We start from the raw sequence: 24779 nt of genomic DNA on the forward strand, positions 1-24779 counted from the left end.
TTGTGGAGCCGCGTTGCCGAACGACTCGACTAGCCCCAACGCATCACAGCCAACAGCCACACCAGGGACAACGCGGACGCTACCCAGATGCTCCAGTCGGTGGCGCCGATCACCAGCAAATGCAGGTAGGCGCTGCCGAGAAGACCGATAAACAAACGATCGCCACGGGTGGTGGCAATCGGCAGAAAACCTCGCCGCAGGATGCTCGGCGAGCGCAATTCCCAAGTGGTCATGCCGACCAGAATCAGGCCGATGACAATGAAGAATGCTGCGGTAGGCGTGGTCCAGCTCATCCATTCCATCATCAGCTCCTCAGACCCGACCGAGGGCAAAGCCCTTGGCCACGTGGTTGCGAACAAACCAGATCACCAGCATGCCCGGCAGAATGGTCAACACCCCCGCCGCTGCCAGCACGCCCCAATCGATACCCGAGGCCGACACCGTACGCGTCATGACCGCCGCAATCGGCTTGGCGTTTACCGAGGTCAACGTGCGCGCGAGCAGCAGTTCGACCCAGGAAAACATGAAGCAGAAAAACGCCGTGACGCCGATGCCGGAACCGATCAGCGGGATGAAAATCTTCACGAAGAACTTGGGGAAACTGTAGCCGTCGATGTAGGCGGTTTCGTCGATTTCCTTGGGCACGCCAGACATGAAGCCTTCGAGAATCCACACCGCCAATGGCACGTTAAACAGGCAGTGCGCCAAGGCCACGGCGATATGTGTGTCGAACAGGCCAATCGACGAATACAACTGAAAGAACGGCAGCAAGAACACCGCCGGCGGCGCCATGCGGTTGGTCAGCAGCCAGAAAAACAGATGCTTGTCGCCGAGAAAACGGTAGCGCGAAAACGCATACGCCGCCGGCAGCGCCACGCTCAGCGAGATCACCGTGTTCAAACTCACGTAATACAGCGAGTTGAGATAACCGGTGTACCAGCTCGGGTCGGTGAAGATGACCTTGTAGTTCGCCAGCGTGAAGTCCTGTGGGAAAAGGGTCAGGCCGCCGAGGATTTCGGTGTTGCTCTTGAACGACATGTTCAACAGCCAGTAGATCGGCACCAGCAGGAACAGGATGTACACCAGCAACGGAATAATCTTTCTCTTGCTCATGGCCGGGCCTCAGCGGTTGGCGTCGGAGTGCGTCATGGCGGTGTAGAACAGCCAGGACACCAACAGGATGATCAGGAAGTACACCAGCGAAAACGCCGCTGCCGGACCGAGGTCGAATTGCCCTACAGCCATCTGGGTCAGCGTCTGACTCAAGAAAGTCGTGGCGTTGCCCGGCCCGCCGCCGGTGAGCACGAACGGCTCGGTGTAGATCATGAAACTGTCCATGAAGCGCAGCATCACTGCGATCAGCAGCACGCTCTTCAGCTTGGGCAACTGAATATGCCGGAACACCGCCCAGGCCGAGGCGCGGTCGATACGCGCGGCCTGGTAATACACGTCGGGAATCGCGCGCAATCCGGAGAAACACAGCAGCGCCACCAGTGAAGTCCAGTGCCAGACGTCCATCACCAGCACCGTCACCCAGGCGTCCATGGTGTTGGCCGCGTAGTTGTAGCTGATGCCCATGGCATTGAGGCTCGAACCGAGCAGGCCGATATCCGCGCGGCCAAAGATCTGCCAAATGGTGCCAACCACGTTCCATGGGATCAGCAACGGAATCGCGAGAATGATCAGCACCACCGACGACCAGCGGCCCTTGGTTGGCATCGTCAGCGCAACGGCAATACCCAGCGGAATTTCAATCAGCAACACGCACGCCGAATAGATGAACTGGCGCAGCAATGAGTCGTGCAAACGCGGGTCGAGCAGCACTTGCTTGTACCAGTCGGCGCCGACGAAATAGCGGCTGGACTGGTCGAAGATGTCCTGCACCGAGTAGTTGACCACGGTCATCATCGGGATCACCGCACTGAACGCCACCAGCAGAAACACCGGCAACACCAGCCACCAGGCCTTGTTGTTCTGCACCTTGTTCATGGCTGCACCTCATCGTCGGCTTCGAGCAGGAACTCATCGGCATAAACCATCAACCACTGCGCCGGGAAACTGATGTACGCCGTGCCCTGCGGCACCGGTTTGTCTTCGGCCAGACGCACTTTCAACGGCGCGCCGTCGAGGTCGAGGGTCATGATTTTGTAGGTGCCGAGGTCTTCGACGTGTACGACCCTGGCCTGCATCGCGTCATCAAACGGCTCGTCCCACACGTGAATAAACTCGGGACGGATGCCGACCTTCAGATTTTTCCACTGGCCGTGTTCGATATGTCGCTGCATCGCGTCAGACAGCGGCAGATGCGTCGAGGCGAAACCGACGCCGCCGGGTTGTGGCTGCACGTCGATCAGGTTCATGCCGGGGCTGCCGATGAAATAGCCGACAAAGGTGTGGCTCGGCCGCTCGAACAATTCCCGTGGCGTGCCGAACTGGACGATCTGGCCACCGTACATCACCGCAATCTTGTCGGCGAAGGTCGATGCTTCCAGTTGATCGTGGGTGACGTAGACCATGGTGATGTTGAACTGCTCGTGGATCTGCTTGAGCTTGCGCCGCAGTTTCCACTTCAGGTGCGGGTCGATCACCGTCAGCGGTTCGTCGAAGAGGATCGCCGAAACGTCGTCGCGGACCAGACCACGGCCCATCGAGACTTTCTGTTTTTCGTCGGCGGTGAGGTTGCGCGCCTTTTTGCTCAGCAGGTTTTGCAGGTCGAGGACTTCGGCAATTTCCTGCACCTTGCTGTGCACTTTTGCCTCGGCCATGCCCTGATTGCGCAGGGGGAAGGCGAGGTTATCGAACACGGTCATGGTGTCGTAAACCACCGGAAACTGGAAAACCTGAGCGATGTTGCGCTTCTCTGGCGTCAGGTCATTCACCGCTTTGCCATCGAACAACACGTGGCCCTGCGAGGGGCTGAGCAGCCCGGAAATGATGTTGAGCAAGGTGGATTTGCCGCAACCCGACGGCCCGAGCAATGCATAGGCGCCGCCCTGCTCCCAGACGTGATCCATCTCGCGGATTGCATAATCCTCCGCGCCGCTCGGGGTTTTACTGTAGCTGTGGGCGAGGTGTTGCAAACGGATTTCGGCCATCAGGCAACCCTCGCGACACGCCGGCCCGGTGCTTGCACCAGACGGCCCTGCGCATCGAAAACGAACAGTTTATGGGTCGGGATGTAGATGCGGATCGGCGCATCGACGTCGTATTCGTGAACGCCGGGCAGGTGCAGCACCAGCAGGAAATGCTCGTTGCGCACGTGCAGGAAGGTTTCCGAACCGCTGATCTCGGCGACTTCGACGGTGACCGCCAATTCCAGATCGTCATCGTTGCTCGGCACCAGCGAGATGTGGCTGGGGCGCACGCCAAAACGGAACTCGCCCTCGCCCACTGGGCGCAGATCAACGTTCAACGGGAAGTGTACGAAGTTGGCAAAACTCACTTCGTTGCCGGCAATGCGCCCGGGCATCAGGTTGATCGGCGGCTCGGAGAACAACTCGGCGGCGAGCACGCTTTGTGGCTGGTGATACACCGAGGTCGACGGGCCGCTCTGAATCACCCGGCCTTCGTGAAGAATGGTCGTGGTGCCGCCGAGTGCCAGCGCTTCGTTGGGCTCGGTGGTGGCGTAGATCGCGATGGTGTGGCGCGCCTTGAACAGCTCGCGCATTTCCTGGCGCAGCTCTTCGCGCAGTTTGTAGTCGAGGTTGACCAGCGGCTCATCGAAGAGGATCAGCTCGGCGTCCTTGACCAGCGCACGGGCCATGGCGGTGCGCTGCTGTTGGCCACCGGAGAGTTCCAGCGGGTAGCGCTGCAGAAACTTCTCGATGCGCAGCATCTTCGCGGTTTCCTGCACTTTGCTATGGATGATCTCTTTCGAAACACCGGCCTGACGCAACGGCGAGGCGATGTTTTCGAACACGGTCATGGTCGGGTAGTTGATGAACTGCTGATAGACCATCGACACGTTGCGCAGGCGCACCGGACGTTGGGTGACGTCGACGCCGTTCATCAGGATGCGGCCGCTGTCGGGTTTGTCCAGACCGGCCATTAAACGCATGAGGCTGGTTTTGCCGGACAGCGTGCGGCCGAGCAAAACGTTGAAAGAACCAGGTTCGAATTTCAGGCACGCATCGTCGATCCAGGTCTGGCCCTCGACGGTACGGCTGACGTGCTCCAGGGTAAGTGACATGGCTCGGCCTTTTTATTATTGGAGTCAAGCGACCTGTGTACGGGAGCGAGTTTCGTGCCAGAAATGGCAAGTGGTTGATTTGGCGTGAAAATCGTTGAATGCGGGGGGATTGAGCGTTCATTGCTGAACACATTTGAACAAGTGGGCGATTGACAATGAACAATAGTGAACAACACTCTATGAACTCATTTCGGTGAGCTCCGGAGATCCTGTGGGAGCGAGCTTGCTCGCGAATGCGGTGTGTCATTCAACCGATTCGGTGACTGATACGACGCTTTCGCGAGCAAGCTCGCTCCCACAGTTGATCTGTGTTGTTCTCAGGATTTGGGTTCATAACAACAATAAAAATCGCTGCATCAGAGGCTGACTGCCATGGCCGCACCTGCCCCGCCGCTGTCCCACGACGCGATCGTCCAGACGTCCTGGCAACGTTGCCGCGCGTTCGGTCTCGACCACCAAAGCACGCCAGCCTTCGATCAACTGCCAGCCGCCGGCATCGCGCAGTTGCTCGACAGTCATCATTCGCTGGTGCAGACCACGCACCAGGAAGTCCTGCCCTATTACGAAAACATCCTCAGCAATTCCAACTGCCTGATCATGCTTGCCGACAATCAGGGTCAGGTGCTGACCTCGTGGGGCACGCAACGGTTTATCGAACCGAATCTGGCGCGGGGGTTTCAGGCTGGTGCAAGTTGGGTCGAGCGCACCAGCGGCACCAATGCGATCGGCACGGCGCTGGCGTGTGAGCAGGCCGTGCATATCGAACACGATGAACACTTTCTCAAGGCCAACCGCTTCATGACCGGTTCCGCTGCGCCGATTTTCGACGCCGAGCGCAAGGTCATAGCGGTGCTCGATGTATCCAGCGACAGCTACCTGCCGCCCTCGCACACTTTGGGTATGGTCAAGATGATGAGCCAGACCGTGGAAAACCGGCTGATCCTCAACCTGTTCCATGGTCAGCATTTTCAACTGACCTTCAACACCGGGTTGAACAACCTCGACAGTCAGTGGGCCGGGTTGTTGATCTTTGATGAGAGCGGTCAAGTGCTGTCGGCCAATCGTCGCGCCGACAATCTGCTCGGTGTGCGCTTGTCGCGGGTGAGCGTTGAAAGTCTGTTCAAGGTGTCACTGCTGGAGTTGATCAATCAGCCCGACGGGTTGCCGTTTGCCTTGCAGACGTCCGGGCGTAACCGTTTTCAATGTTTGTTGAAGCGGCCGAAACAGGCGCCAATTCAGCCTCGGATGTTTGCCGAACCGAAAAGCGTTGAAGTGCCATTAAAACCACCCGCGGGCGCTATCAGCCTCAGCACCCTGCACTTCGGCGACAGTCGCGTGGAGAAAGCTGTGCGCCAGGCTGAGCGTTTGCTGGAGAAAGACATTCCGCTGCTGATCCATGGCGAAACCGGTGTCGGCAAAGAGGTCTTCGTCAAAGCGCTGCATCAGGCCAGCTCGCGCAGCAAACAGGCGTTTATCGCCGTCAACTGCGCGGCGATCCCCGCCGAACTGGTCGAGTCGGAATTGTTCGGTTACGAGAAAGGCGCGTTCACCGGCGCGAATCAGAAAGGCAGCATCGGCCTGATTCGCAAGGCTGACAGAGGCACGTTATTCCTCGATGAAATCGGCGACATGCCATTGCCGACTCAGGCGCGGTTGTTGCGGGTTTTGCAGGAGCGCTGTGTGCAGCCGGTAGGCAGCAGCGAGCTGTTCCCGGTGGATTTGCGGATTATTTCGGCGACTAACCGCTCTTTGCGTGAACAAGTGCAGTTGGGCCGGTTTCGTGAGGATTTGTATTACCGAATCGGCGGGCTGACGCTGGAGCTGCCGCCATTGCGGGAGCGCAGTGATAAAGAGGCGTTGTTTAAACGGTTGTGGGAGCAGCATCGTGAGCCAACGCAGTGGGCGGGGTTGAGCCAAGAGGTGCTGGAACTGTTCAGCCGTCATCCGTGGCCGGGGAATTTGCGTCAGGTCAGTAGCGTGATGCAGGTGGCGCTGGCCATGGCTGAGGAGCAGCCGGTGAGGCTGGAGCATTTGCCGGATGATTTTTTTGTTGATCTGGAGATGGAGCCGGTGGAGAGCGCGGCGCCGCTGGGGGTTGATTTGAATGATATTGAAGCGTTGAACCGGGAGTTGAAAGCGGCTGGGGGGAATATTTCGCATCTGGCGCGGCGATTGGGGGTGAGTCGGAATACGCTTTACAAGCGGTTGCGGCAGATTGAAGGTTGAGTGAACCGCCCTTTCCCTCACCCCAGCCCTCTCCCAAAGGAGAGGGAGCTGACCGCGGTGTCTGGCGTTGTACACCGACCTGAAAAAACCAGTCGATTATGGATTCAAAGCATCCAGTTCAGGTCGGCGTACCTCGTGAACATCCCCCAATCAGTCTCCTCTCCCGGAGGGATAGGGAGCTGACCGAGGTGTCTGGCGCTGGACATCGACCTGAAAGATCGTGGCGATTATGGATTCGGTGCAAATCGCTCAGGTCGGTGTATCTCGTGAACATCCCCCAATCAGTCCCCTCTCCTGGGGGAGAGGGCTAGGGTGAGGGCGAAAATTCCGGCTCAACATGCGCAACCGACGCCGCCTCCAATGTGCGCAATCCCACCATCACAACAACCACCATCATGATCCCAGCGCCAATGGCCACGCCAAACCCCGCCCGTGCACCCCAGCCATCAATGACCAGCCCCGCCAGCATGCCGCCCAGCGCAACGCCAATGCTGATACCGGTGGTCATCCACGTCAGCCCCTCAGTAATCCTCGATGGCGGGATGATGATCGTTCCCAGCTTCATGACCACCACCATCGTCGGCGCAAACGAGATGCCGGCAATAAACAGCGTCGCTGACAGGACATAAACGTCCGTGGCAAAAATGGGCAGCACGCCAGTGAACGCCGTGACCAATATCCCGATCAGGAACTGTTTTTCGATCGCCAGCGAAACCCTCATCGCACCAAACGTCAGGCCCGCCACCAGTGAGCCGAACGCATAGGCAGCGAGGATGAAGGTCGCTGCCCCCGGCCAGCCTTGCGCATTGGCGAAGGCGACGACGGCAACATCGATTGCTCCACCAATGACCCCCATCGCCAACAGCGCCAGAACAATGGTGCGCACGCCGGGAATCAGCAAGGTTGAGCCGCTATGGCTGGCGTGGCCGACGACAACCTTAGGCTCAGTCTGGCGTTGCAGCAGAAACGCCGTGACCCCCGACGGCCAACAGCCCGACCGCAACCAGCGGCCCGGCTTCGGCGAAAAAGCTCACACTCAAACCAATCGCCAGTGGCGGGCCGATGATGTAAGCGAGTTCGGTCAGGACCGTGTCCAGCGAGAACGCCGTGTGCAACTGCGGCTTGCCCCGGAACAACTGCGACCATCGCGCGCGGATCATCGATGGCATGCTCGGCATCGTCCCCGCCAAGGCTGACAGTACAAAGAACACCGCGGCGGGCGCTCTCAGGTAAACGGCGGTGATCAGCGCCAGCAGCATGACAATGCTGAACGCGGTGACGATGGGCAGTACGCGACTCTGGCCATGTTGATCGACCAGTCTGGAGATGTGCGGGCCGAGCAGTGCATTGGCCAGGGTGAACGTCCCGGCGACTGCGCCGGCCAGCCAGTACACCCCGGTTTGCTGCACCAGCATGGTGATGATGCCGATGCCGATCATTGCCTGCGGCAAGCGCGCGATAGAGCTCGCGAGCACTAGCCCGGTGGCGCCGGGGGTCGTTAGCAGCTCGCGGTAGTGATTGGCCATGGTGTTTTCCTTACATGATCGTCACCGCTCAGCATCCGGCTGAACGCGTTGCCGATATCAAGACCTACGCGAACGTCAAAAGCAACCCTCACCCCAGCCCTCTCCCAGAGGGAGAGGGGGCTGACCGAGGTGTCTCGAGTCATCCATCGACCTGAAAAAAGGATTCGAATATGGATTCAGAGCAGGCCGGCCAGGTCCGAGTACATCGACCTGAAAGAACCAGTCGATTATGGATTCGGTGCAGCACGTTCAGGTCGGCGTATTTCTTGAGCATCCCCCATTCGGTCCCCTCTCCCTCTGGGAGAGGGTTAGGGTGAGGGGCTTTCTCGCCGCCAAACAAAAACCCGCACTAGGCGGGTTTTGTTTTGAAGCCAAACACAGCAATCAGTCAGCCAGACGCCAGGTAGTCCCACCCTTGCCGTCTTCCAACACAACGCCCATCGCAGTGAGCTGATCTCGAATCCGATCCGACTCAGCCCAATCCTTCCCGGCCCGTGCCGCCAGACGCGCCGCAATCAGTGCATCAACCTCAGCTGCATCAACACGCCCTTCAGCGCCCGCCTGCAGGAAGTCATCCGCCTCCAACTGCAACACACCCAACACGCTCGCCAGCTCTTTCAGACGCGCCGCCAGACCTGCCGCCGCATCGAGATCGCTCTCACGCAGACGGTTGATCTCACGCACCATCTCAAACAGCACCGCGCAGGCTTCCGGCGTACCGAAGTCGTCGTTCATCACCGTAGTGAAACGCTCGACAAACGCTTCGCCGCCGGCCGGCGCCACAGTCGGCAAACCTTTCAACGCGTGGTAGAAACGCTCGAGGGCGCCTTTGGCGTCCTTGAGGTTGTCTTCCGAGTAGTTGATCGCGCTGCGGTAGTGGCTCGACACCAGCAGGTAACGCACGACTTCCGGGTGATACTTTTCCAGCACGTCGCGAATGGTGAAGAAGTTGTTCAAGGACTTGGACATCTTCTCGCCATTGATGCGAATCATGCCGCAATGCATCCACGCGTTGGCGTAGGTCTTGCCGGTGGCCGCTTCGCTCTGGGCGATTTCGTTTTCGTGGTGCGGGAACTCAAGGTCGCTGCCGCCGCCATGAATGTCGAAGGTCTCGCCGAGGCAGCAGGTGGACATCACCGAGCACTCGATGTGCCAGCCCGGACGCCCGGCGCCCCATGGCGATTCCCAGCTTGGCTCGCCCGGTTTGGCGGCTTTCCACAGCACGAAATCCAGCGGGTCCTGTTTCGACTCGTCGACTTCGATGCGGGCGCCGATGCGCAGGTCTTCGATCTTCTTGCGCGACAGTTTGCCGTAGCCCATGAACTTAGCAACGCGGTAGTACACGTCGCCATTGCCCGGCGCGTAGGCGTAACCCTTGTCGATCAAGGTCTGGATCATCGCGTGCATGCCCGGAATGTGATCCGTGGCGCGCGGTTCCATGTCCGGCTTCTTGATGTTCAGGCGCGCTTCGTCTTCGTGCATCGCGGCGATCATGCGCTCGGTCAACGCTTCGAACGATTCACCGTTCTCGTTGGCGCGGTTGATGATCTTGTCGTCGATGTCGGTGATGTTGCGCACGTAGGTCAGGTCGTAACCGCTGAACCGCAACCAGCGGGTCACCAGGTCGAAAGCGACCATGCTGCGGCCGTGGCCAAGGTGGCAGTAGTCGTACACGGTCATCCCGCAGACGTACATGCGCACCTTGTTGCCATCCAGCGGCTTGAAGACTTCTTTGCTCTTGGTGAGCGTGTTGTAGATCGTTAGCACGTTATTTCCCTTGACGCTGAATCACTGGCCCCACGAATCACGCAGGGTCACGGTACGGTTGAATACCGGCTGACCTGGTTTCGAGTCCTTCATATCAGCAACGAAGTAGCCTTCGCGCTCGAACTGGAAACGGTCTTCCGGCTGTGCGTTGCCAAGCGATGGCTCAGCACGACAACCGGTGAGTACCTGCAGCGAATCAGGGTTGATGTTGTCGAGGAAACTCGCGCTGTCTTCAGCCTTCTCAGGGTTGGCCGAACGGAACAGGCGATCGTACAGACGCACTTCGCACTCGACGCTGGCGGCAGCCGGCACCCAGTGGATCACGCCTTTGACCTTGCGGCCTTCCGGGTTCTTGCCGAGGGTTTCCGGGTCGTACGAGCAACGCAGTTCGACGATGTTGCCATCGGCGTCCTTGATCGCTTCGTCGGCACGGATCACGTAGCTGCCGCGCAGACGCACTTCACCGGCAGGCTCCAGGCGCTTGTAGCCCTTCGGCGGCTCTTCCATGAAGTCGTCACGGTCGATGTAGATTTCCCGGGCGAATGGCAGTGCGCGCACGCCCATGTCTTCTTTCGGGTGGCGCGGCAGTTCGAGGTTTTCGACCTGGCCTTCCGGGTAGTTGGTGATGACGACTTTCAGCGGACGCAGCACGCACATGGCGCGCGGCGCGGTCTGGTCGAGGTCGTCACGGATGCTGAATTCGAGCATGCCGAAGTCAACCACGCCGTCGGAACGGTTGGTGCCAACCATTTCGCAGAAGTTGCGGATCGATTTCGGTGTGTAGCCACGGCGGCGGAAGCCCGACAGCGTGGACATGCGCGGATCGTCCCAGCCGTTGACGTGCTTTTCATCGACCAGTTGCTTGAGCTTGCGCTTGCTGGTGATGGTGTAGTTGAGGTTCAGACGGCTGAACTCGTACTGACGCGGGTGCGCCGGCACTGGCAATGCGTCGAGGAACCACTCGTACAGCGGACGATGGCTTTCGAACTCAAGGGTGCAGATCGAGTGGGTGATGCCTTCAATGGCGTCCGACTGACCGTGGGTGAAGTCGTAGTTCGGGTAGATGCACCACTTGTCGCCGGTCTGGTGGTGATGGGCGTGGCGGATGCGATACATGATCGGGTCGCGCAGGTTCATGTTCGGCGAGGCCATGTCGATCTTCGCGCGCAGCACGCGGGCGCCGTCCGGGAACTCACCGGCACGCATGCGCGCGAACCAGTCGAGGTTCTCTTCCACCGAACGGTCGCGGAACGGGCTGTTCTTGCCCGGCTCGGTCAGGCTGCCACGGTATTCCTTGGCCTGCTCCGGGGTCAGGTCGTCGACGTAGGCCTTGCCAGCCTTGATCAACTCCACCGCCCAGTCGTGCAACTGGTCGAAATACTGCGAGGCGTAGCGCACTTCACCGGACCACTCGAAGCCCAGCCATTTGACGTCGGCTTCGATCGCGTCGATGTATTCCTGGTCTTCCTTGGCCGGGTTGGTGTCGTCGAAACGCAGGTGCGTGACGCCGCCGAACTCCTGGGCCAGGCCGAAGTTCACGCAGATCGACTTGGCGTGGCCGATGTGCAGGTAGCCGTTGGGCTCAGGCGGGAAACGGGTGACGATCTGGGTGTGCTTGCCCGAGTCCAGGTCTGCCTGGATGATCGGCCGCAGGAAATTGACCGGCACGGCAGGGCCGGACTTGGCATTCGAGGTAGGGTCGACAGTGGGCTTGCTCATAGGATCCTTGACTTACATGTGCGCGGCCGCAGAGGGGGCCAGACAAAACAAAGCCGCTATCATAGCCGATGCTGTCAAGGGGCTGACAGAGCACGGCCTATAAAGGAGCGCATTTAATCGCCGGGAATTGAAAAACAGCCTCGAAATTCGCGCCTGTCACGCTAAACTGCGCACCTTGGCCCACGGGCTGAACCGGTAACGGGCGCAAATGTCCCATTGCCCACGAATTCCTTATAAAGAGTAGCGATCATGACTCAAGTTAAATTGACCACCAATCATGGCGACATCGTCATCGAACTGAACGCTGAAAAGGCGCCGATCACCGTCGCCAACTTCATCGAATACGTTAACGCCGGTCACTACGAAAACACTGTTTTCCACCGCGTAATCGGTAACTTCATGATCCAGGGCGGCGGCTTCGAACCAGGCATGAAAGAAAAGAAAGACAAGCGTCCAAGCATCCAGAACGAAGCTGACAACGGTCTTTCCAACGACAAATACACCGTTGCCATGGCCCGTACCATGGAGCCGCATTCGGCTTCCGCGCAGTTCTTCATCAACGTTGCCGACAACACTTTCCTCAACCACAGCGGCAAGAACGTGCAGGGCTGGGGCTACGCGGTATTCGGTAAAGTGACCGCCGGCACCGACGTTGTCGACAAGATCAAAGGTGTTTCGACCACTTCCAAGGCCGGCCACCAGGACGTACCAGCAGACGACGTGATCATCGAGAAAGCCGAGATCATCGAAGCGTGATATTGCTGATTTCAGACTTGCATCTGGAAGAGGAGCGCCCGGACATTACCCGGGCGTTTCTGGATTTGCTCGCCGGACGCGCCCGCTCGGCGAGTGCGTTGTACATTCTTGGCGACTTCTTCGAAGCGTGGATTGGCGACGACGCCATAACGCCCTTCCAGCGTTCCATCTGCCAGGCCCTGCGCGAATTGAGCGACAGCGGCACGGCCATCTTTCTGATGCACGGCAATCGCGACTTCATGCTCGGCAAGGCCTTCTGCAAGCAGGCCGGCTGTACGTTGTTGAAGGACCCGAGTGTCGTGCAGTTTTACGGCGAGCCGGTGCTGTTGATGCACGGCGACAGCCTCTGCACCCGCGATGTCGGCTATATGAAGCTGCGGCGTTATCTGCGTAACCCGATCACGCTGTTTATCCTGCGCAATCTGCCCTTGAGCAGCCGCCACAAACTGGCGCGCAAACTGCGCAGTGAAAGCAAGGCACAGACGCGGATGAAGGCTAATGACATTGTCGATGTCACGCCGGAAGAGATTCCGCGGATCATGCAGGCGTTTGGCGTGAAAACCCTGATTCACGGACATACCCACCGCCCGGCGATTCACAAGTTGCAGCTTGGTGAGCAAGCGGCGAAGCGGATTGTGCTGGGGGATTGGGATCGTCAGGGGTGGGCGTTGCAGGTGGATGAGAGCGGCTACGCCCTGGCGCCGTTCGACTTCGCCCCGCCGCTGGCTTTGCCGCACGGCTAAAAGCTTTACCCCCTCACCCCAGCCCTCTCCCCCGGGGGGCGAGGGGGAAAGGGAGCCGACCGCATGCAGTTCAAAACCTGAGTTCGACCGAAGTCCGACAGTCCCCTCTCCCCAACGGGTCGAAGGGCAAAGGGAGCCGATCTCTATGCTCTTCAAAACCTGAGTTCGGCTCGGTATTGCAAGTCGGCGTACCTCGAACATCCACCACGGTCAGTCCCCTCTCCCCCTGGGAGAGGGTTAGGGTGAGGGGCTCTTGACCTTAGTGCCCGGAAGCCGCTGGCCCTGCCTTCGCGGCAAACGGCGGTTTCGCCAGCCACACAATCAGAATCAACCCCATAAACCCCCAGCCCAGCAACGTGAAGTAATCCACGGTGGAGAGCATGTACGCCTGGCTCGTCAAAATCTGATCCATCTGCGCATAAGCCGACTGACTCGCCCCGCCCAAATGATTCAAGGTCTCGCGAGTCGCCGGTTCAAAGGTGCTGATGCTCTCACTCATATACGCATGATGCTGATCGGCCCGACGAATCCAGATCCACGTGGTCAGCGACGCCGCAAAGCTACCACCCAACGTCCGCAGGAAAGTCGCCAGACCCGCACCATCGGCAATCTGGCTCGGCGGCAGGTCCGACATCAGAATACTCAAGGTCGGCATAAAGAACAGCGCCACCCCAATCCCCATGAACAACTGCACCAGCGCGATGTGCTGGAAGTCGACTTCATTGGTGAATCCGGCCCGCATAAAGCAGCTCAAGCCAATCGCCAGAAACGCCAGCCCGGCCAGTAAACGCAGGTCGAACTTGTTCGCGTACTTGCCGACAAACGGCGACAGCAGCACCGGCAGAATGCCGATCGGCGCCACGGCCAGACCGGCCCAGGTCGCGGTGTAGCCCATTTGCGTTTGCAACCACTGCGGCAGGATCAGGTTGATGCCGAAGAAACCGGCGTAACCCAGCACCAACACCAGCGTGCCGATGCGGAAGTTGCGATACGCGAACAGCCGCAGATTCACCACCGGATGCTGGTCGGTCATTTCCCAGATAACGAACACCGCCAGCGCGATCACCGAAATCGCCGCGCCGATGATGATGAAGTTCGACTCGAACCAATCCAGGTCATTGCCCTTATCGAGGATCACCTGCAACGCACCGACGCCGATGATCAGCGTGATCAGTCCGACGTAATCCATCGGCTGACGGCTGGTTTCCACCGGACGTTTGGCCAGTTGCGAACGCACCACCATCACCGCAAAGATGCCGATCGGTACGTTGATAAAGAAGATCCACGGCCAGCTATAGCTGTCAGTAATCCAGCCGCCGAGAATCGGCCCGGCAATTGGCGCAACCACCGTGACCATCGCCAGTAACGCCAGGGCCATGCCTCGCCTCGCGGGCGGATAGACCGCGATCAACAGGGTTTGCGTCATCGGGTACAGCGGCCCGGCGACCAGACCTTGCAGGACGCGGAAGCCGATCAGTTCCGGCATCGATGTGGAGATACCGCAGAGGAACGAGGCCAGCACGAACAGAATGGTGGCCCAGAGAAACAGCTTCACCTCACCGAAGCGGCGGCTGAGCCAACCGGTCAGCGGCAGCGCAATCGCGTTACTCACGGCGAACGAAGTGATCACCCAGGTGCCCTGCTCCGAACTCACCCCGAGGTTGCCGGAAATCGTCGGCAGCGCCACGTTGGCAATGGTGGTGTCGAGCACTTGCATGAACGTCGCCAGCGACAGGCCGATAGTGCTGAGCAACAGGCTGGGCGGCGTGAAAGAGGCGTTATTGCTCATTGTGAATCCTATGAAACCAGGTTGACGCCTTGCCCCCTGTGGGAGCGAGCTTGCTCGCGAAGGCGGTCAGTCAGACACAGTAGTGCTGAATGACACACCGCTTTCGCGAGCAAGCTCGCTCCCACAGGGTCAGGTGTGATCTCAGCGTTGCGCGGTTTTGCTCACCGCGGCGCTGTTGTCGTGGATCAGCTGCGCAATCATCGCGTCGGCTTCGGCCAGTTGGCGGTCGTAAACATTGGTGCTGAACGAGGCCTTCTGCGGCGGCTGCTGGGCCAATACCGGACCGCTCTGGTCATGCAGATTCACTTCAACATTGGTCGACAGACCGACGCGCAGCGGATGCTTGGCCAATTCTTCGGCGTTGATGTGAATGCGCACCGGCACACGCTGCACGATCTTGATCCAGTTACCGGTAGCGTTCTGCGCTGGCAGCAGAGCAAACGCGCTACCGGTGCCGGCGCCGAGGCTATCGACGGTACCGCTGTATTTCACGTCGCTGCCGTAGATGTCGGATTCGATATCGACCGGCTGACCGATGCGCATGTCACGCAGTTGGGTTTCTTTGAAGTTGGCGTCGATCCACAGTTGATCCAGCGGAATCACCGCCATCAACGCCGTGCCCGGTTGCACACGCTGACCGAGTTGCACGGTGCGTTTGGCGACGTAACCGGTGACCGGCGCGATCAAAGTGCTACGAGCATTGGTCAGGTAAGCCTGACGCAGATCGGCAGCGGCCGACATCACGTCCGGATGCGACGAGACCACGGTGTCATCGACCAGCGCGCTGGTGGTTTTCAACTGTTGTTTGGCGTTGGCCAAGGCGTTCTGCGCCGAGGTCAGGTCGTCGCGAGCGTGGGACAGTTCTTCCTGGGAAATCGCCCCGCCCTGCGCCAGGTTCTTCCGGCGGTTGTAGTTGTCCTGGGCTTTCTGCACTTCGGCCTGTTGCGCGTTGACCTGGGCTTTCATGCCGTCAACGTTGCTGTACAGACCACGCACCTGACGCACGGTGCGCGCCAGTTTCGCCTGGGCACTTTGCAGGCCGACTTCGGCATCGTTCGGGTCGAAGTTGATCAGCACCTGACCTTCGTGAACCAGATCACCATCGTCAGCACCAATGCTGACCACGGTGCCAGTCACCAGCGGGGTGATTTCGACGACGTTGCCGTTGACGTAGGCGTCGTCGGTGCTTTCGTTAAAGCGCCCGATGAATTCGTGATACGCCCAGACGCCGGCGCAGGCGAGTGCAACGACAACGGCGAGTACCAGCAGCATGACTTTGCGCTTACGCGGGTTGCCGGTGTCCGGGGTGTTGCCTTGAGCTTGGGTATTTTCGGCAGTGGCCATGACAAGTACCTTGAATTAGTTGTGCGGCGTGGCTGGGCTGGCGTTGGCTGCGGTCAGGGTCTGCCCCTGGAAGCCGCCGCCCAGCGCTTGCATCAGTTGAATCGACAGGTCGATCTGCTCGGCATTGAGGTTGGCCAACTGACGCTGGGCCTGGAGCAATTGCTGCTCGATGCTGAGCACGTCCAGGTAGTTGCCGATGCCGGAACCGTAACGCTGGACGACGGTGTTGTAAGAATCCTGAGCAATGTCGGTGGCGTGCTGCTGCGCACCGATCTGCCGGCCGATGTCACGCAACTGGTTGATCGTGTCGCTGACATCGCCCAGTGCTTTCACCAGACTTTTGTTGTACTGCGCCACCGCCAGGTCGTAATCGGCGTCGCGCGCATCGAGGTTGGCGCGCAGGCGTCCGCCGTCGAAGATCGGCACCGAGATGGTCGGGGCAATGTTGAAGAAGCGACTGGCCGAACCGAACATCGCGTCACCCAACAAAGATTCGGCACCGGCCGAGGCCGACAGGTTCAAGTTGGGATAGAAGCGGGTTTTCGCCGAGTCGATGTCTTTGCTCGCGGCTTCTACGCGCCAGCGTGCAGCAACCAGATCGGGCCGACGACCGAGCAGTTCCGCCGGCAACACTGACGGCACGGCGACAGCGCTGGCTTGCAGGACTTTCGGGCGGGCAATTTCGTTGCCGCGATCCGGGCCTTTGCCGAGCAGCACGGCCAAGGCGATCTTGGCGCTGTTCAGGCGTTTTTCCGCATCGATCAGGCTGGCTTCGGAACTGGCTTCCAGACTTTGTGTTTGCTGGAACTGGTACTGACTGTCGATCCCGGAACTCAGGCGACGCTGGCTCAGGTCGAGCATCTGCTTGGTGCGCTTGAGGTCTTCGTTCGCCAGGTCATAAACGATGTGCGCCTGACCGAGATCGCTGTAGGCACGGGCGACATCGGCAGCAAGTGTCAACTGCGCAGCCTGACGATCAACTTCAGCAGCGCGGGCCTGACCGAGTGCAGCTTCCCGGGCATCACGCTGGCCGCCCCAGAGGTCGAAGTTGTAATTGAAACCTGCGCTGACGTTACGCACGGTGGCGTAGGCATCGCCCTGCCCTCGCGGGTCCTGATCCTTGGCCAGACGCGAACGGCTGATGCCGGCGCTGGCGTCGAGGGTCGGATAGCGTTCGGCATCGGCGGCATACGCGGCGGCGCTGGCCTGATGCGCGCGGGCTTCGGCGATCTGCATGTCCGGGCTGTCGTGCAGCGCTTCGCGGATCAGGCCATCGAGTTGCGGATCGCCGAGGCTGGTCCACCAGTCGCTCTTCGGCCACGCGGCCGGCGACAGGGTCACGCCGTTGAGGGATTGGCTGGCGTTGAGGCTTTTCGCATCAAGGCTTTTGCCTTGAGTGTCGAGGCCGCTGTAGTTGGCGCAGCCGGCGAGGATCATCGCCGACAGCACCAGCGTCAGGCTGCTGCGCAAGGTTTTACCGCTCATTGTGTTCACCTAACCGCTGGATAGTGATCGGGTCACCGGCTGCCAGCAGAATTTTCTTGAGGATGTATTCCAGGGTCTTCAACTCGTCCGGAGTGACGGCGCCGGCCAGTTCATTCATTGCGTCGGCGCCGATGTGCGGCAGGCGATCGGCCAGTTGCTGGCCTTGCTCGGTCAGTTTCAATTGCACCTGACGGCGATCGCCTTCGCTGCGGTGGCGAGCGAGGAAGTCTTTCTGCTCCAGACGATCGAGCATGCGCGTCATCGAACCGCTGTCGAGCGACAGGTGCCGGCACAGCTCGGCCGGGGTATCGACGCCGAACTGGGCCATGATGATCAACACCTTGAACTGCGCGGCGGTAATGCCGTGGGGTTCCATGTGGGTGTCGATGATCCGGTCCTTGAGCAGCGCGGCACGGCCAAGCAACAGGCCGAGATGGCAGTGTTTGAATTCGTCCGGGGTGAAATGCTTCATTTGCTCACCTAATAACTGCCTAGGCAGTGAATGTATGTCGAGATGTTACTGCCTAGGCAGCGAATGTCAACGCAATAGTTAGGTTGCTTTGCAATTAGTTGACCAATGGAGTTGGTTTTTGCGGCGCCCACGCGGACGCTTTCGCGAGCAAGCTCGCTCCCACAGGGTCTTGCGTCAGCCAAACAATATTGGCAACGACACAAAACCTGTGGGAGCGAGCTTGCTCGCGAAGGCCGCGACTCGGTGTGAAGCCAGTCAGGATTCGTCGGAAGGATGCACAGGTGGCGGCTGCACAGGATGCACCTCACGCCCCCGCAACGCAGTGGCCGCATACCCAAAGGCCCGCTTGCTCACCGCATAAATGCTGTGCCAGCCCGGCGGTGCCGGCTCGATTGCAGCATGCAACGCTCGCGCATAGTCGAGCACCAGTCCGGGCGTCCACGCCATCGCCTCTGCCCGTTTGCGCACTTGCGCGGCAACCCAGAACTCGGGGCTGAAAATGATCCGAGCGAAATCCAGCATGCTCGAATGCCCCCGGTTCATCGCCCCTTCCAAGGCCGCTTCGAGGCTATGGGCGACGGCGCTGGAACAGTTGCGACTAGTGAGGTTGTAAGTGCTGTTCTGCCGATACTCCGTCCAGAACGCATGCAGGCGCCGGGCGTCGTAATGAGCAAAACTGACCTGCACTGAGGATGGACACCAGTCCGCCACCTCCCCCGCATAATCTGGCAAAAACCTGCCGGCAACATCGTTGTTCGGCGTCGCCCGCAGCAAGCGCACAAAATCTCCCGCCGAACGATCGATGTCGTCCTGCGGGTAATGGCTGATGTAAATGTCCGGGCCGCATTCCAGTGCCGCATGGCCGGCGGAGATAACGCCGTTGATGTCGACTGCTGCGATGTAGCGGTTAAGTAGCCGATTGCGCACCAGGGTGTCATCGACGGTGCCGCTGGGGGTCCAGACATGAATCACCAACGCTCGCTGCTGGCCGGCGCACTCACTGCAGCAGGACTGGTCAACGGCAACTGGTTTTTGAAGCGCACGGCTTGCCGCAACAACGCGCAGCCCGAAAGAAACAGGCTCATGCCAATGCAAAACGGCACCGTGCCCTTATACAGCGTCGGATACGGCTCAAGGATAAACACGCCAAAGCCGATTTCGAACAGCCCCGCCAGCAGCGACACTCGCCAACCGACAAAGCGCACCACCAGCGCAGCCGCTAGCCTGAAGCCCCCATCAATGATGAAAGCCCCGCCAAACAGCACTGCCAGAATCAGCCCGGCAGCATGTTGCCGGTCGACGATCAGCAGCCCCAACAAGAGAAAAGCCAGTCCGCGCGCTCTGCGCAGGGCCGCAGCGGTCCCGGCTTGCGGTGCCGGCACCAGCAGCAGGATCAGCGCTTCGAGCAACAACAGATAACCGAAAAGATGCAGCGGGAAATACAGCACACCGTCCAGCGCATCAATGAAGATGCCCACACCGGCCGCGCCCCAGACAATGCCCGTCAGCGCCAGCGCCGACCAACGCTTGCGGACAAAGTCGTGACCGAGCAAGACCATACTCAAGCGGACCATATGACCTCTCTGGTGAACCGGGGGACGCACAACCTGCACGGTTTTCAGGCTCAGGTGAGTCTAATACATCGTTGCGTTTGCAGATTCGCGCGAGGGTGTTCTAAGAATCGCCTGATGTCCATCGGTATACACCGCGTTTAACGTACGCCGCTCTTTGGCCAATTACGTAAATCCTCTTCATGAAGCGTTTCAAAGTCCAGCGCCCGCTCCTGTTCTGTATCGCAGCCACCTTGTTTGCCTGCGCCTCGAACGTGATGGCCGGCAGCTGTGTTGCAGTCGACTCAAAGACTGAAACCCTCAATTTTGGCGCCAGTCTCGCCAGTTCCAGTCTGACCATTCCTGCCGACACACCCAATGGCACCGTGGTCTATCAGGACACCGTGCAGTCAACCGCCCATGTCTGGAGTTGCTCGAAGATTTCCCTGTTTGGCATTCAGATGAATCCGAAACTGGGCACTGCCACCGGTACGGACAGTATTTTTCCGCTGGGCAAGAGCGGACTGTCCTACCGCGTCTGGTTCCAAGCCCTGAGCCGTTACGAAACAGCTTTGCAAGCCATCGCCGCCAACTCCGCCTATGGCTTCGGCGCGAACTCTGTGCGTCTGGAAATCATCAAGACCGGCGAGCTGACGTCAAAAGTCAACATCGACGCGGGGTATCTGGGCAGCCTGCAGGACGATGATCTGATCCTGAAGAAACTTAACCTGATGAACCCTATCGTGCTGAACGCCGCCTCCTGCCAGACCCCTTCCGTCCCGGTCGCGATGGGCGATGACTATCAACTCCAGGACTTTAGCGACGCGGGCGCCAAACCCCGCACCGTGCGCTTCGACATTGCCCTGAATCAGTGCCAGACCGGCATCAAGAAAGTCACCTATTCACTCAAAGCCACCACGCCCGTCATCGACGCGACCAAGGGCATCGTCGCCCTCAACAGCACCTCCACCGCCAGCGGCATCGGCCTGCAATTGATGAACGATGTCGGGCAGCCGATTTCCTTCGATACCACCTACCCGTTCAACGCCTTCACCACCACCGGCACCGATTTCAAGATCCCGTTAACCGCCGCGTACTACCGTCTGCCCACGGGCGAACTCAAGGCCGGCAGCGCCAACACCGAAGTCACCTTCATCGTCAACTACCTATAGCATTCTAAGGATCGTCTGATTTTCCCCGCTCCCGGCCCTGCCTAGAGTGCCGGGATGAGATTGAAGAACTACCTCCATCAGATCAGCCCGCTCCTGTCCTCGCCCGATGCGGCGCGGCGCCTGCTGCGCATTTTTGCCCTGGTGCTGCTGGTGGGCATTCTCGGCGGCGTCTACAGCTTCCTGCTGTTTACCTTCAACAATGAGATTTCCCAGCGGCGCAGCTACATGAGCAGCGCCATCGCCGAAGCGCATACGTTTTTCACCACCCGCGAAGCGCTGCTGGAAAGCCTGAGCCTGTCGGCCACACGCAAGGCGAAAATAAACGTGCCGGTGTCCGAGGAAGAAATCCGTTTGCTGCTGGGGCAAACGCCGGGCAAGCAATGGAGCATCTGGCTGACCCAGCGCATGCGCGATTACCTGAAAGCCAAGCAGCTCAATCTGCTGTATGTCAGCAATGGCGGTCATGTATTGCGGCTATACAACGCGACGCCGCTGGTCGTCGGTTTGCCACAGGCCACGCTGGATCAACTGGAGTCGCTCAAGCTCACAGCGACATTATCGGAACTGTGGCTGACCCATGCTGCAGACGGCCACTCGCGGCTGTACATCTTCATCCGCCTGGATGAACGCGACGTCCACTCCGGCTGGCTTGGTCTGGAAATGGACGACCGTGAAGTCTCCAGAGCCTTGAACGACCACAGTGCCGGCGAGTTCACCATGTTCAACTCACAAGGCAAACCGCTGTTCAGCAACAGCCACAAACCACCGCCAGAACAGCACCTGCCGTTGCTGCGACAACAGGATTTCTTCGGCTTCGTTGGCGATGGCTGGCTGCCCGAGCAATTGGTGTTGCGCAAGCAGCTGAAATCCTCGGACTGGCAGCTGACTTACTCCATCGACTTGCTGGCGGTACTGCGTGCCCTATGGCCACAAATGCTCGGCGCGCTGCTGTTTTGCGTGTTGAGTATCAGCCTGGTGTGCCTGTTGGTCCGACGTCTGGAGCATCGTTTCATTACCCCGGCGATCCAGCGCATTCAGGCGCTGGTGGAAAGCGAACTGTTCAGCCGCGACGTGATTCAGACCGCGCCGGTGGCGCTGTGCGTGTTGCGCCGCAGTGACGGTCAAGTGGTGCTGGACAACACCCTCGCGCGGCAATGGCTGGGCCCGTGCAGCGAGCAACTGGGGGCTGGCTGGATCCGTGATGCGTTTGACCAACACTCTCCGTGCCTGACCGATTACTTCGAGACTGCCGACGGTCGGCACCTGTACCTGAGCTGTGCGCCGACCCGCTACAAAGGTGAAGACGTCTTGCTCTGTGCCTTCAGTGACATCAGCGCTCGGCGACAAATCGAAGCAGCACTGGAACAGGCACGCCAATCGGCCGATGCTGCCAACGAAGCCAAGACCTTGTTTCTGGCGACCATGAGCCACGAAATCCGCACCCCGCTCTACGGTGTGCTGGGCACGCTGGAACTGCTCGCGCGAACACAGTTGGACACTCAGCAGAAAAGTTACCTGCGGGCGATCGAGGGATCATCGGCGACGTTGCTGCAGTTGATTTGCGACGTGCTCGATGTGTCGAAGATCGAGGCCGGGCAACTGGCGCTGGAGCTGAGCGAGTTTTCCGTCCCGGAACTGGTGCACGAAGTGGTGCAAGGCTATGCCGCCGCCGCGCAAAGCAAAGGCCTGCAACTCTATGCCTGCCTGGACCCGCAACTGCCTGAGCGCTTGATCGGCGATGTCAGTCGGGTGCGGCAGATCCTCAACAATCTGCTCAGCAACGCGGTCAAGTTCACCGATTCCGGGCGCGTGGTATTGCGGGTCAGACTGCTCGCTCGCGAAGGCGAACGCGTGAGCCTGCAATGGCAGGTTTCCGACACCGGCAAAGGCATCGCCCATGACGATCAGGCGTTCATTTTCGAGCCGTTCTACCAGACCGCCGGCAACACCAATGTGGTCGCCGGCACGGGCCTCGGTCTGCCCATTTGCCAACGTCTGACGCATTTGATGAACGGCACTCTGCGCATGGTCAGCGAGCCGGGCCTGGGCAGCAGTTTTTCCCTGAGCGTGCCGCTGGAGCAACGTTCCTGCGAGGCGCCAGCCGCCGCTTCGCCACCATTGGCAGCGGATATCGTTTATGTGGTCTCACCGATCCGCGAACTGGCCGACAGCATCAGTGGCTGGTTGCGTCGTTGGGGCGCCCGCGCGCATATCGGCGCACCGGACGACATCGAGCCTGATACAACGGCAGTGTTGCTGGAACTGTATCCCGCGGCCTTCGGACAGCGCCCGAACCTGACATGGCGCGGGCCGCGCGTACTGGCCAGCGGTGACGGCGCCCATGAGCCGCAGTTCAGCGGCGACGGCTGGCAGGTCAATCTGAATGATCTGCTGGCGATTCAACGCGCCGTTCGCCAGGCCCAGAGCGGCCAGATCGTTCACCGCCCGCAAGACAGTGAACCCCACGCGATGCGTCCGTTGCGCCTGCACATTCTGGTGGCCGAGGACAACGTCATCAATCAGTTGATCCTGCGCGATCAGCTCGAAGAACTGGGCTGCACCGTAGCGCTGGCCAGCGATGGCGAAGAGGCCTTGTCGCAATGGCGCGATGCTGCGTTCGACATCGTCCTGACCGACGTCAACATGCCCCGCCTCAACGGTTACGAACTGGCCAAAGCGCTGCGGCGCCTCGGTTGCTGCATTCCGATCATCGGCGCGACCGCCAACGCCCTGCGCGGTGAAGATGCGCTGTGTCTGGCTGCGGGCATGAATCACTGCCTGGTCAAACCTTTTACGCTACGAGCCTTGTTCGCTGTCCTGGCTCCTTACGAACGAGTCGCCCATGAAGCCCTGTAGCATTCTGATTGTCGAAGACCACCCCTTCCAGCACCTGTACTTGCAGAACCTGTTCAGCGAGTTGGGCGACTTCGATCTGGCGTGCGCCAAGGACGGCGAAGAAGCACTGGACTGCTTGAAACAACGCGACTTCGATCTGGTGCTCACCGACCTGCTGATGCCGGGCATGGATGGCGTGCAATTCATTCAGGGCCTTGCCGCGCAACGCTCACGTCCGGCATTGGCGATCATGAGCGCCGCCTCACGACGCATGCTGATGGGCGCGAGCCTGGTGGCGAGCAACCTGCAAGTGAAAGTCATCGGGCTGATTTCGAAACCGGTGAATGCTGCCGCCCTGCGTTGCCTGATCGATCAATTGCAGGCGCTGCGCCAAAACGTCCCGGCGGCGAGCCATCCCGGCATCGATCGCCAGAGTATTTGCAACGCCCTCGACAACGGCGAACTGCAAGCCTGGTTTCAACCCAAAAAAGCCTTGAACAACGGCCGGATCGTCGCCGCCGAAGCACTGGTACGCTGGAATCACCTCGAACATGGCACGCTGCTGCCCGGGGTATTTTTGCCGGCGTTGATTGCGTTCGGTCTCGAAGAGCCGTTGCTCTGGTGCGTGCTGAAACAGGCGATCGCCGCCCAAGCCACGTGGCGCGAACAGGGCTATGACATTCCGGTTTCGGTCAACCTGCCCACGCACCTGCTCAACAGCCACGACCTGCCCGACCGCATTCTCGCTTTCGTGCTTGCCCATCAGGGCCTGCCCGCGCGGATCTGTTTCGAGTTGATGGAGTGCTCGGTGCCCGATGACATCAGCAATTTCTACGCTGGTGCCTGCCGCTTGCGGATCAAGGGTTTTGGTCTGTCGCAGGACGATTTCGGCAAGGGCTACAGCTCGTACATGAACCTGGTGTCGGCACCGTTCACCGAATTGAAAATCGACCGCGCGCTGGTGCAAGGCTGCAACGCCAACGCCGAACTGGCGCAAGCGCTGACCAGCATTGTCAGCCTCGGTCGCCAATTGGGTTTGACCGTAGTGGCCGAAGGTGTGGAAACCGCACAAGAACTTGCTCTGTTGCGTAAGATCGACTGCACTCAGGTTCAGGGTTTCCTGATCTCCCACGCCGTTTCAGCCGATCAGTTCCAGCACTTGCTGACCCACGACGGGCCGGCGACTGCCTATTGAGCGGCACGTGG

19 protein-coding genes and 1 pseudogene are annotated in these 24779 nt (G+C 59.7%); 6 read left to right on the plus strand and 14 right to left on the minus strand.

Going from position 1 to position 24779, the window contains the following annotated elements; genetic code table 11:
- Positions 1 to 29: 29 nt before the first annotated feature.
- The 5 genes from AB4O11_RS26580 to AB4O11_RS26600 are packed head-to-tail and all read right to left on the minus strand — an operon-like array spanning position 30 to position 4189.
- Positions 30 to 302, minus strand: a complete 273-nt coding sequence (locus AB4O11_RS26580) for a DUF2160 domain-containing protein (RefSeq protein ID WP_007912485.1) — start codon at positions 300 to 302, stop codon at positions 30 to 32.
- Between the two features lie 10 nt (positions 303 to 312).
- A complete protein-coding gene (locus AB4O11_RS26585) occupies positions 313 to 1113 on the minus strand; it encodes a carbohydrate ABC transporter permease (RefSeq protein ID WP_016986562.1) in 801 nt (266 codons plus the stop codon).
- A 9-nt stretch (positions 1114 to 1122) separates the two neighbouring features.
- Positions 1123 to 1989, minus strand: coding sequence for a carbohydrate ABC transporter permease (locus tag AB4O11_RS26590; protein WP_007912484.1), 867 nt, complete (start codon positions 1987 to 1989; stop codon positions 1123 to 1125).
- On the minus strand, positions 1986 to 3095 hold the full coding sequence (locus AB4O11_RS26595) for an ABC transporter ATP-binding protein (RefSeq protein ID WP_108225644.1): 1110 nt from the start codon (positions 3093 to 3095) through the stop codon (positions 1986 to 1988). The genes AB4O11_RS26590 and AB4O11_RS26595 overlap by 4 nt, the downstream gene beginning before the upstream one ends.
- The gene (locus tag AB4O11_RS26600) at positions 3095 to 4189 is read right to left on the minus strand and encodes an ABC transporter ATP-binding protein (protein WP_123450812.1); all 1095 of its coding nucleotides are present in this window, start codon (positions 4187 to 4189) and stop codon (positions 3095 to 3097) included. The genes AB4O11_RS26595 and AB4O11_RS26600 overlap by 1 nt, the downstream gene beginning before the upstream one ends.
- Before the next feature lie 372 nt (positions 4190 to 4561).
- Between AB4O11_RS26600 and AB4O11_RS26605 the strand changes: the two genes are divergently transcribed.
- Positions 4562 to 6415, plus strand: coding sequence for a sigma-54-dependent Fis family transcriptional regulator (locus AB4O11_RS26605; protein ID WP_460129319.1), 1854 nt, complete (start codon positions 4562 to 4564; stop codon positions 6413 to 6415).
- Positions 6416 to 6722: 307 nt separating this feature from the next.
- Here the strand turns inward: AB4O11_RS26605 and AB4O11_RS26610 are convergent.
- The 3 genes and pseudogenes from AB4O11_RS26610 to AB4O11_RS26620 all read right to left on the minus strand — a co-directional run bounded on the left by AB4O11_RS26610 (position 6723) and on the right by AB4O11_RS26620 (position 11427).
- A pseudogene (locus AB4O11_RS26610) lies at positions 6723 to 7941 on the minus strand (MFS transporter).
- A gap of 384 nt (positions 7942 to 8325) precedes the next feature.
- Complete coding sequence (gene cysS, locus AB4O11_RS26615; RefSeq protein WP_016986558.1) at positions 8326 to 9708, minus strand: cysteine--tRNA ligase; 1383 nt, start codon at positions 9706 to 9708, stop codon at positions 8326 to 8328.
- Between the two features lie 21 nt (positions 9709 to 9729).
- A complete protein-coding gene (locus tag AB4O11_RS26620) occupies positions 9730 to 11427 on the minus strand; it encodes a glutamine--tRNA ligase/YqeY domain fusion protein (protein ID WP_093434212.1) in 1698 nt (565 codons plus the stop codon).
- Positions 11428 to 11676: 249 nt separating this feature from the next.
- Here AB4O11_RS26620 and AB4O11_RS26625 point away from each other — a divergent pair, with 249 nt between their 5' ends.
- Positions 11677 to 12183 (plus strand): peptidylprolyl isomerase, encoded by a 507-nt coding sequence (locus AB4O11_RS26625; RefSeq protein WP_093434208.1) that lies wholly within the window; start codon positions 11677 to 11679, stop codon positions 12181 to 12183.
- Positions 12180 to 12926: a UDP-2,3-diacylglucosamine diphosphatase gene (lpxH, locus tag AB4O11_RS26630; protein WP_186622571.1), complete on the plus strand. Its 747-nt coding sequence runs from the start codon at positions 12180 to 12182 to the stop codon at positions 12924 to 12926. The genes AB4O11_RS26625 and lpxH overlap by 4 nt, the downstream gene beginning before the upstream one ends.
- Before the next feature lie 259 nt (positions 12927 to 13185).
- On the opposite strand, the gene AB4O11_RS26635 is transcribed toward lpxH, so the two are convergent.
- The 6 genes from AB4O11_RS26635 to AB4O11_RS26660 form a co-directional block, all read right to left on the minus strand.
- Positions 13186 to 14715 (minus strand): DHA2 family efflux MFS transporter permease subunit, encoded by a 1530-nt coding sequence (locus tag AB4O11_RS26635; protein ID WP_016986555.1) that lies wholly within the window; start codon positions 14713 to 14715, stop codon positions 13186 to 13188.
- Positions 14716 to 14856: 141 nt separating this feature from the next.
- On the minus strand, positions 14857 to 16059 hold the full coding sequence (locus AB4O11_RS26640) for an HlyD family secretion protein (RefSeq protein WP_008082123.1): 1203 nt from the start codon (positions 16057 to 16059) through the stop codon (positions 14857 to 14859).
- A 15-nt stretch (positions 16060 to 16074) separates the two neighbouring features.
- Complete coding sequence (locus AB4O11_RS26645; RefSeq protein ID WP_460129322.1) at positions 16075 to 17544, minus strand: efflux transporter outer membrane subunit; 1470 nt, start codon at positions 17542 to 17544, stop codon at positions 16075 to 16077.
- Positions 17534 to 18016, minus strand: coding sequence for a MarR family winged helix-turn-helix transcriptional regulator (locus tag AB4O11_RS26650; protein ID WP_397464759.1), 483 nt, complete (start codon positions 18014 to 18016; stop codon positions 17534 to 17536). The genes AB4O11_RS26645 and AB4O11_RS26650 overlap by 11 nt, the downstream gene beginning before the upstream one ends.
- A 255-nt stretch (positions 18017 to 18271) precedes the next feature.
- Positions 18272 to 18988: a hypothetical protein gene (locus tag AB4O11_RS26655; RefSeq protein ID WP_460129324.1), complete on the minus strand. Its 717-nt coding sequence runs from the start codon at positions 18986 to 18988 to the stop codon at positions 18272 to 18274.
- Entirely contained in the window at positions 18985 to 19590 is a 606-nt protein-coding gene (locus tag AB4O11_RS26660) for a hypothetical protein (protein WP_460129326.1), read from the minus strand. Before AB4O11_RS26660 ends, AB4O11_RS26655 begins: the two co-directional genes overlap by 4 nt.
- 179 nt (positions 19591 to 19769) lie before the next feature.
- Between AB4O11_RS26660 and AB4O11_RS26665 the strand changes: the two genes are divergently transcribed.
- From AB4O11_RS26665 to pvrR, 3 genes are read left to right on the plus strand one after another with little or no spacing between them, the layout of a single operon-like run.
- Complete coding sequence (locus AB4O11_RS26665) at positions 19770 to 20738, plus strand: fimbrial protein (protein ID WP_460091450.1); 969 nt, start codon at positions 19770 to 19772, stop codon at positions 20736 to 20738.
- 54 nt (positions 20739 to 20792) lie between these two features.
- Complete coding sequence (locus AB4O11_RS26670) at positions 20793 to 23594, plus strand: ATP-binding protein (protein ID WP_460129328.1); 2802 nt, start codon at positions 20793 to 20795, stop codon at positions 23592 to 23594.
- Entirely contained in the window at positions 23581 to 24768 is a 1188-nt protein-coding gene (gene pvrR / locus AB4O11_RS26675) for a response regulator cyclic di-GMP phosphodiesterase PvrR (protein WP_460129331.1), read from the plus strand. The genes AB4O11_RS26670 and pvrR overlap by 14 nt, the downstream gene beginning before the upstream one ends.
- Positions 24769 to 24779: the final 11 nt, after the last annotated feature.

This window comes from Pseudomonas sp. H1_D05 (genome assembly GCF_054682705.1).

Coding starts and splice junctions, on each gene's coding strand:
- AB4O11_RS26580 (WP_007912485.1), bottom strand. CDS start 302: ATGGAATGGATGAGCTGGACCACGCCTACCGCAGCATTCTTCATTGTC.
- AB4O11_RS26585 (WP_016986562.1), bottom strand. CDS start 1,113: ATGAGCAAGAGAAAGATTATTCCGTTGCTGGTGTACATCCTGTTCCTG.
- AB4O11_RS26590 (WP_007912484.1), bottom strand. CDS start 1,989: ATGAACAAGGTGCAGAACAACAAGGCCTGGTGGCTGGTGTTGCCGGTG.
- AB4O11_RS26595 (WP_108225644.1), bottom strand. CDS start 3,095: ATGGCCGAAATCCGTTTGCAACACCTCGCCCACAGCTACAGTAAAACC.
- AB4O11_RS26600 (WP_123450812.1), bottom strand. CDS start 4,189: ATGTCACTTACCCTGGAGCACGTCAGCCGTACCGTCGAGGGCCAGACC.
- AB4O11_RS26605 (WP_460129319.1), top strand. CDS start 4,562: ATGGCCGCACCTGCCCCGCCGCTGTCCCACGACGCGATCGTCCAGACG.
- AB4O11_RS26620 (WP_093434212.1), bottom strand. CDS start 11,427: ATGAGCAAGCCCACTGTCGACCCTACCTCGAATGCCAAGTCCGGCCCT.
- AB4O11_RS26625 (WP_093434208.1), top strand. CDS start 11,677: ATGACTCAAGTTAAATTGACCACCAATCATGGCGACATCGTCATCGAA.
- AB4O11_RS26635 (WP_016986555.1), bottom strand. CDS start 14,715: ATGAGCAATAACGCCTCTTTCACGCCGCCCAGCCTGTTGCTCAGCACT.
- AB4O11_RS26640 (WP_008082123.1), bottom strand. CDS start 16,059: ATGGCCACTGCCGAAAATACCCAAGCTCAAGGCAACACCCCGGACACC.
- AB4O11_RS26645 (WP_460129322.1), bottom strand. CDS start 17,544: ATGAGCGGTAAAACCTTGCGCAGCAGCCTGACGCTGGTGCTGTCGGCG.
- AB4O11_RS26650 (WP_397464759.1), bottom strand. CDS start 18,016: ATGAAGCATTTCACCCCGGACGAATTCAAACACTGCCATCTCGGCCTG.
- AB4O11_RS26660 (WP_460129326.1), bottom strand. CDS start 19,590: ATGGTCCGCTTGAGTATGGTCTTGCTCGGTCACGACTTTGTCCGCAAG.
- AB4O11_RS26665 (WP_460091450.1), top strand. CDS start 19,770: ATGAAGCGTTTCAAAGTCCAGCGCCCGCTCCTGTTCTGTATCGCAGCC.
- AB4O11_RS26670 (WP_460129328.1), top strand. CDS start 20,793: ATGAGATTGAAGAACTACCTCCATCAGATCAGCCCGCTCCTGTCCTCG.
- pvrR (WP_460129331.1), top strand. CDS start 23,581: ATGAAGCCCTGTAGCATTCTGATTGTCGAAGACCACCCCTTCCAGCAC.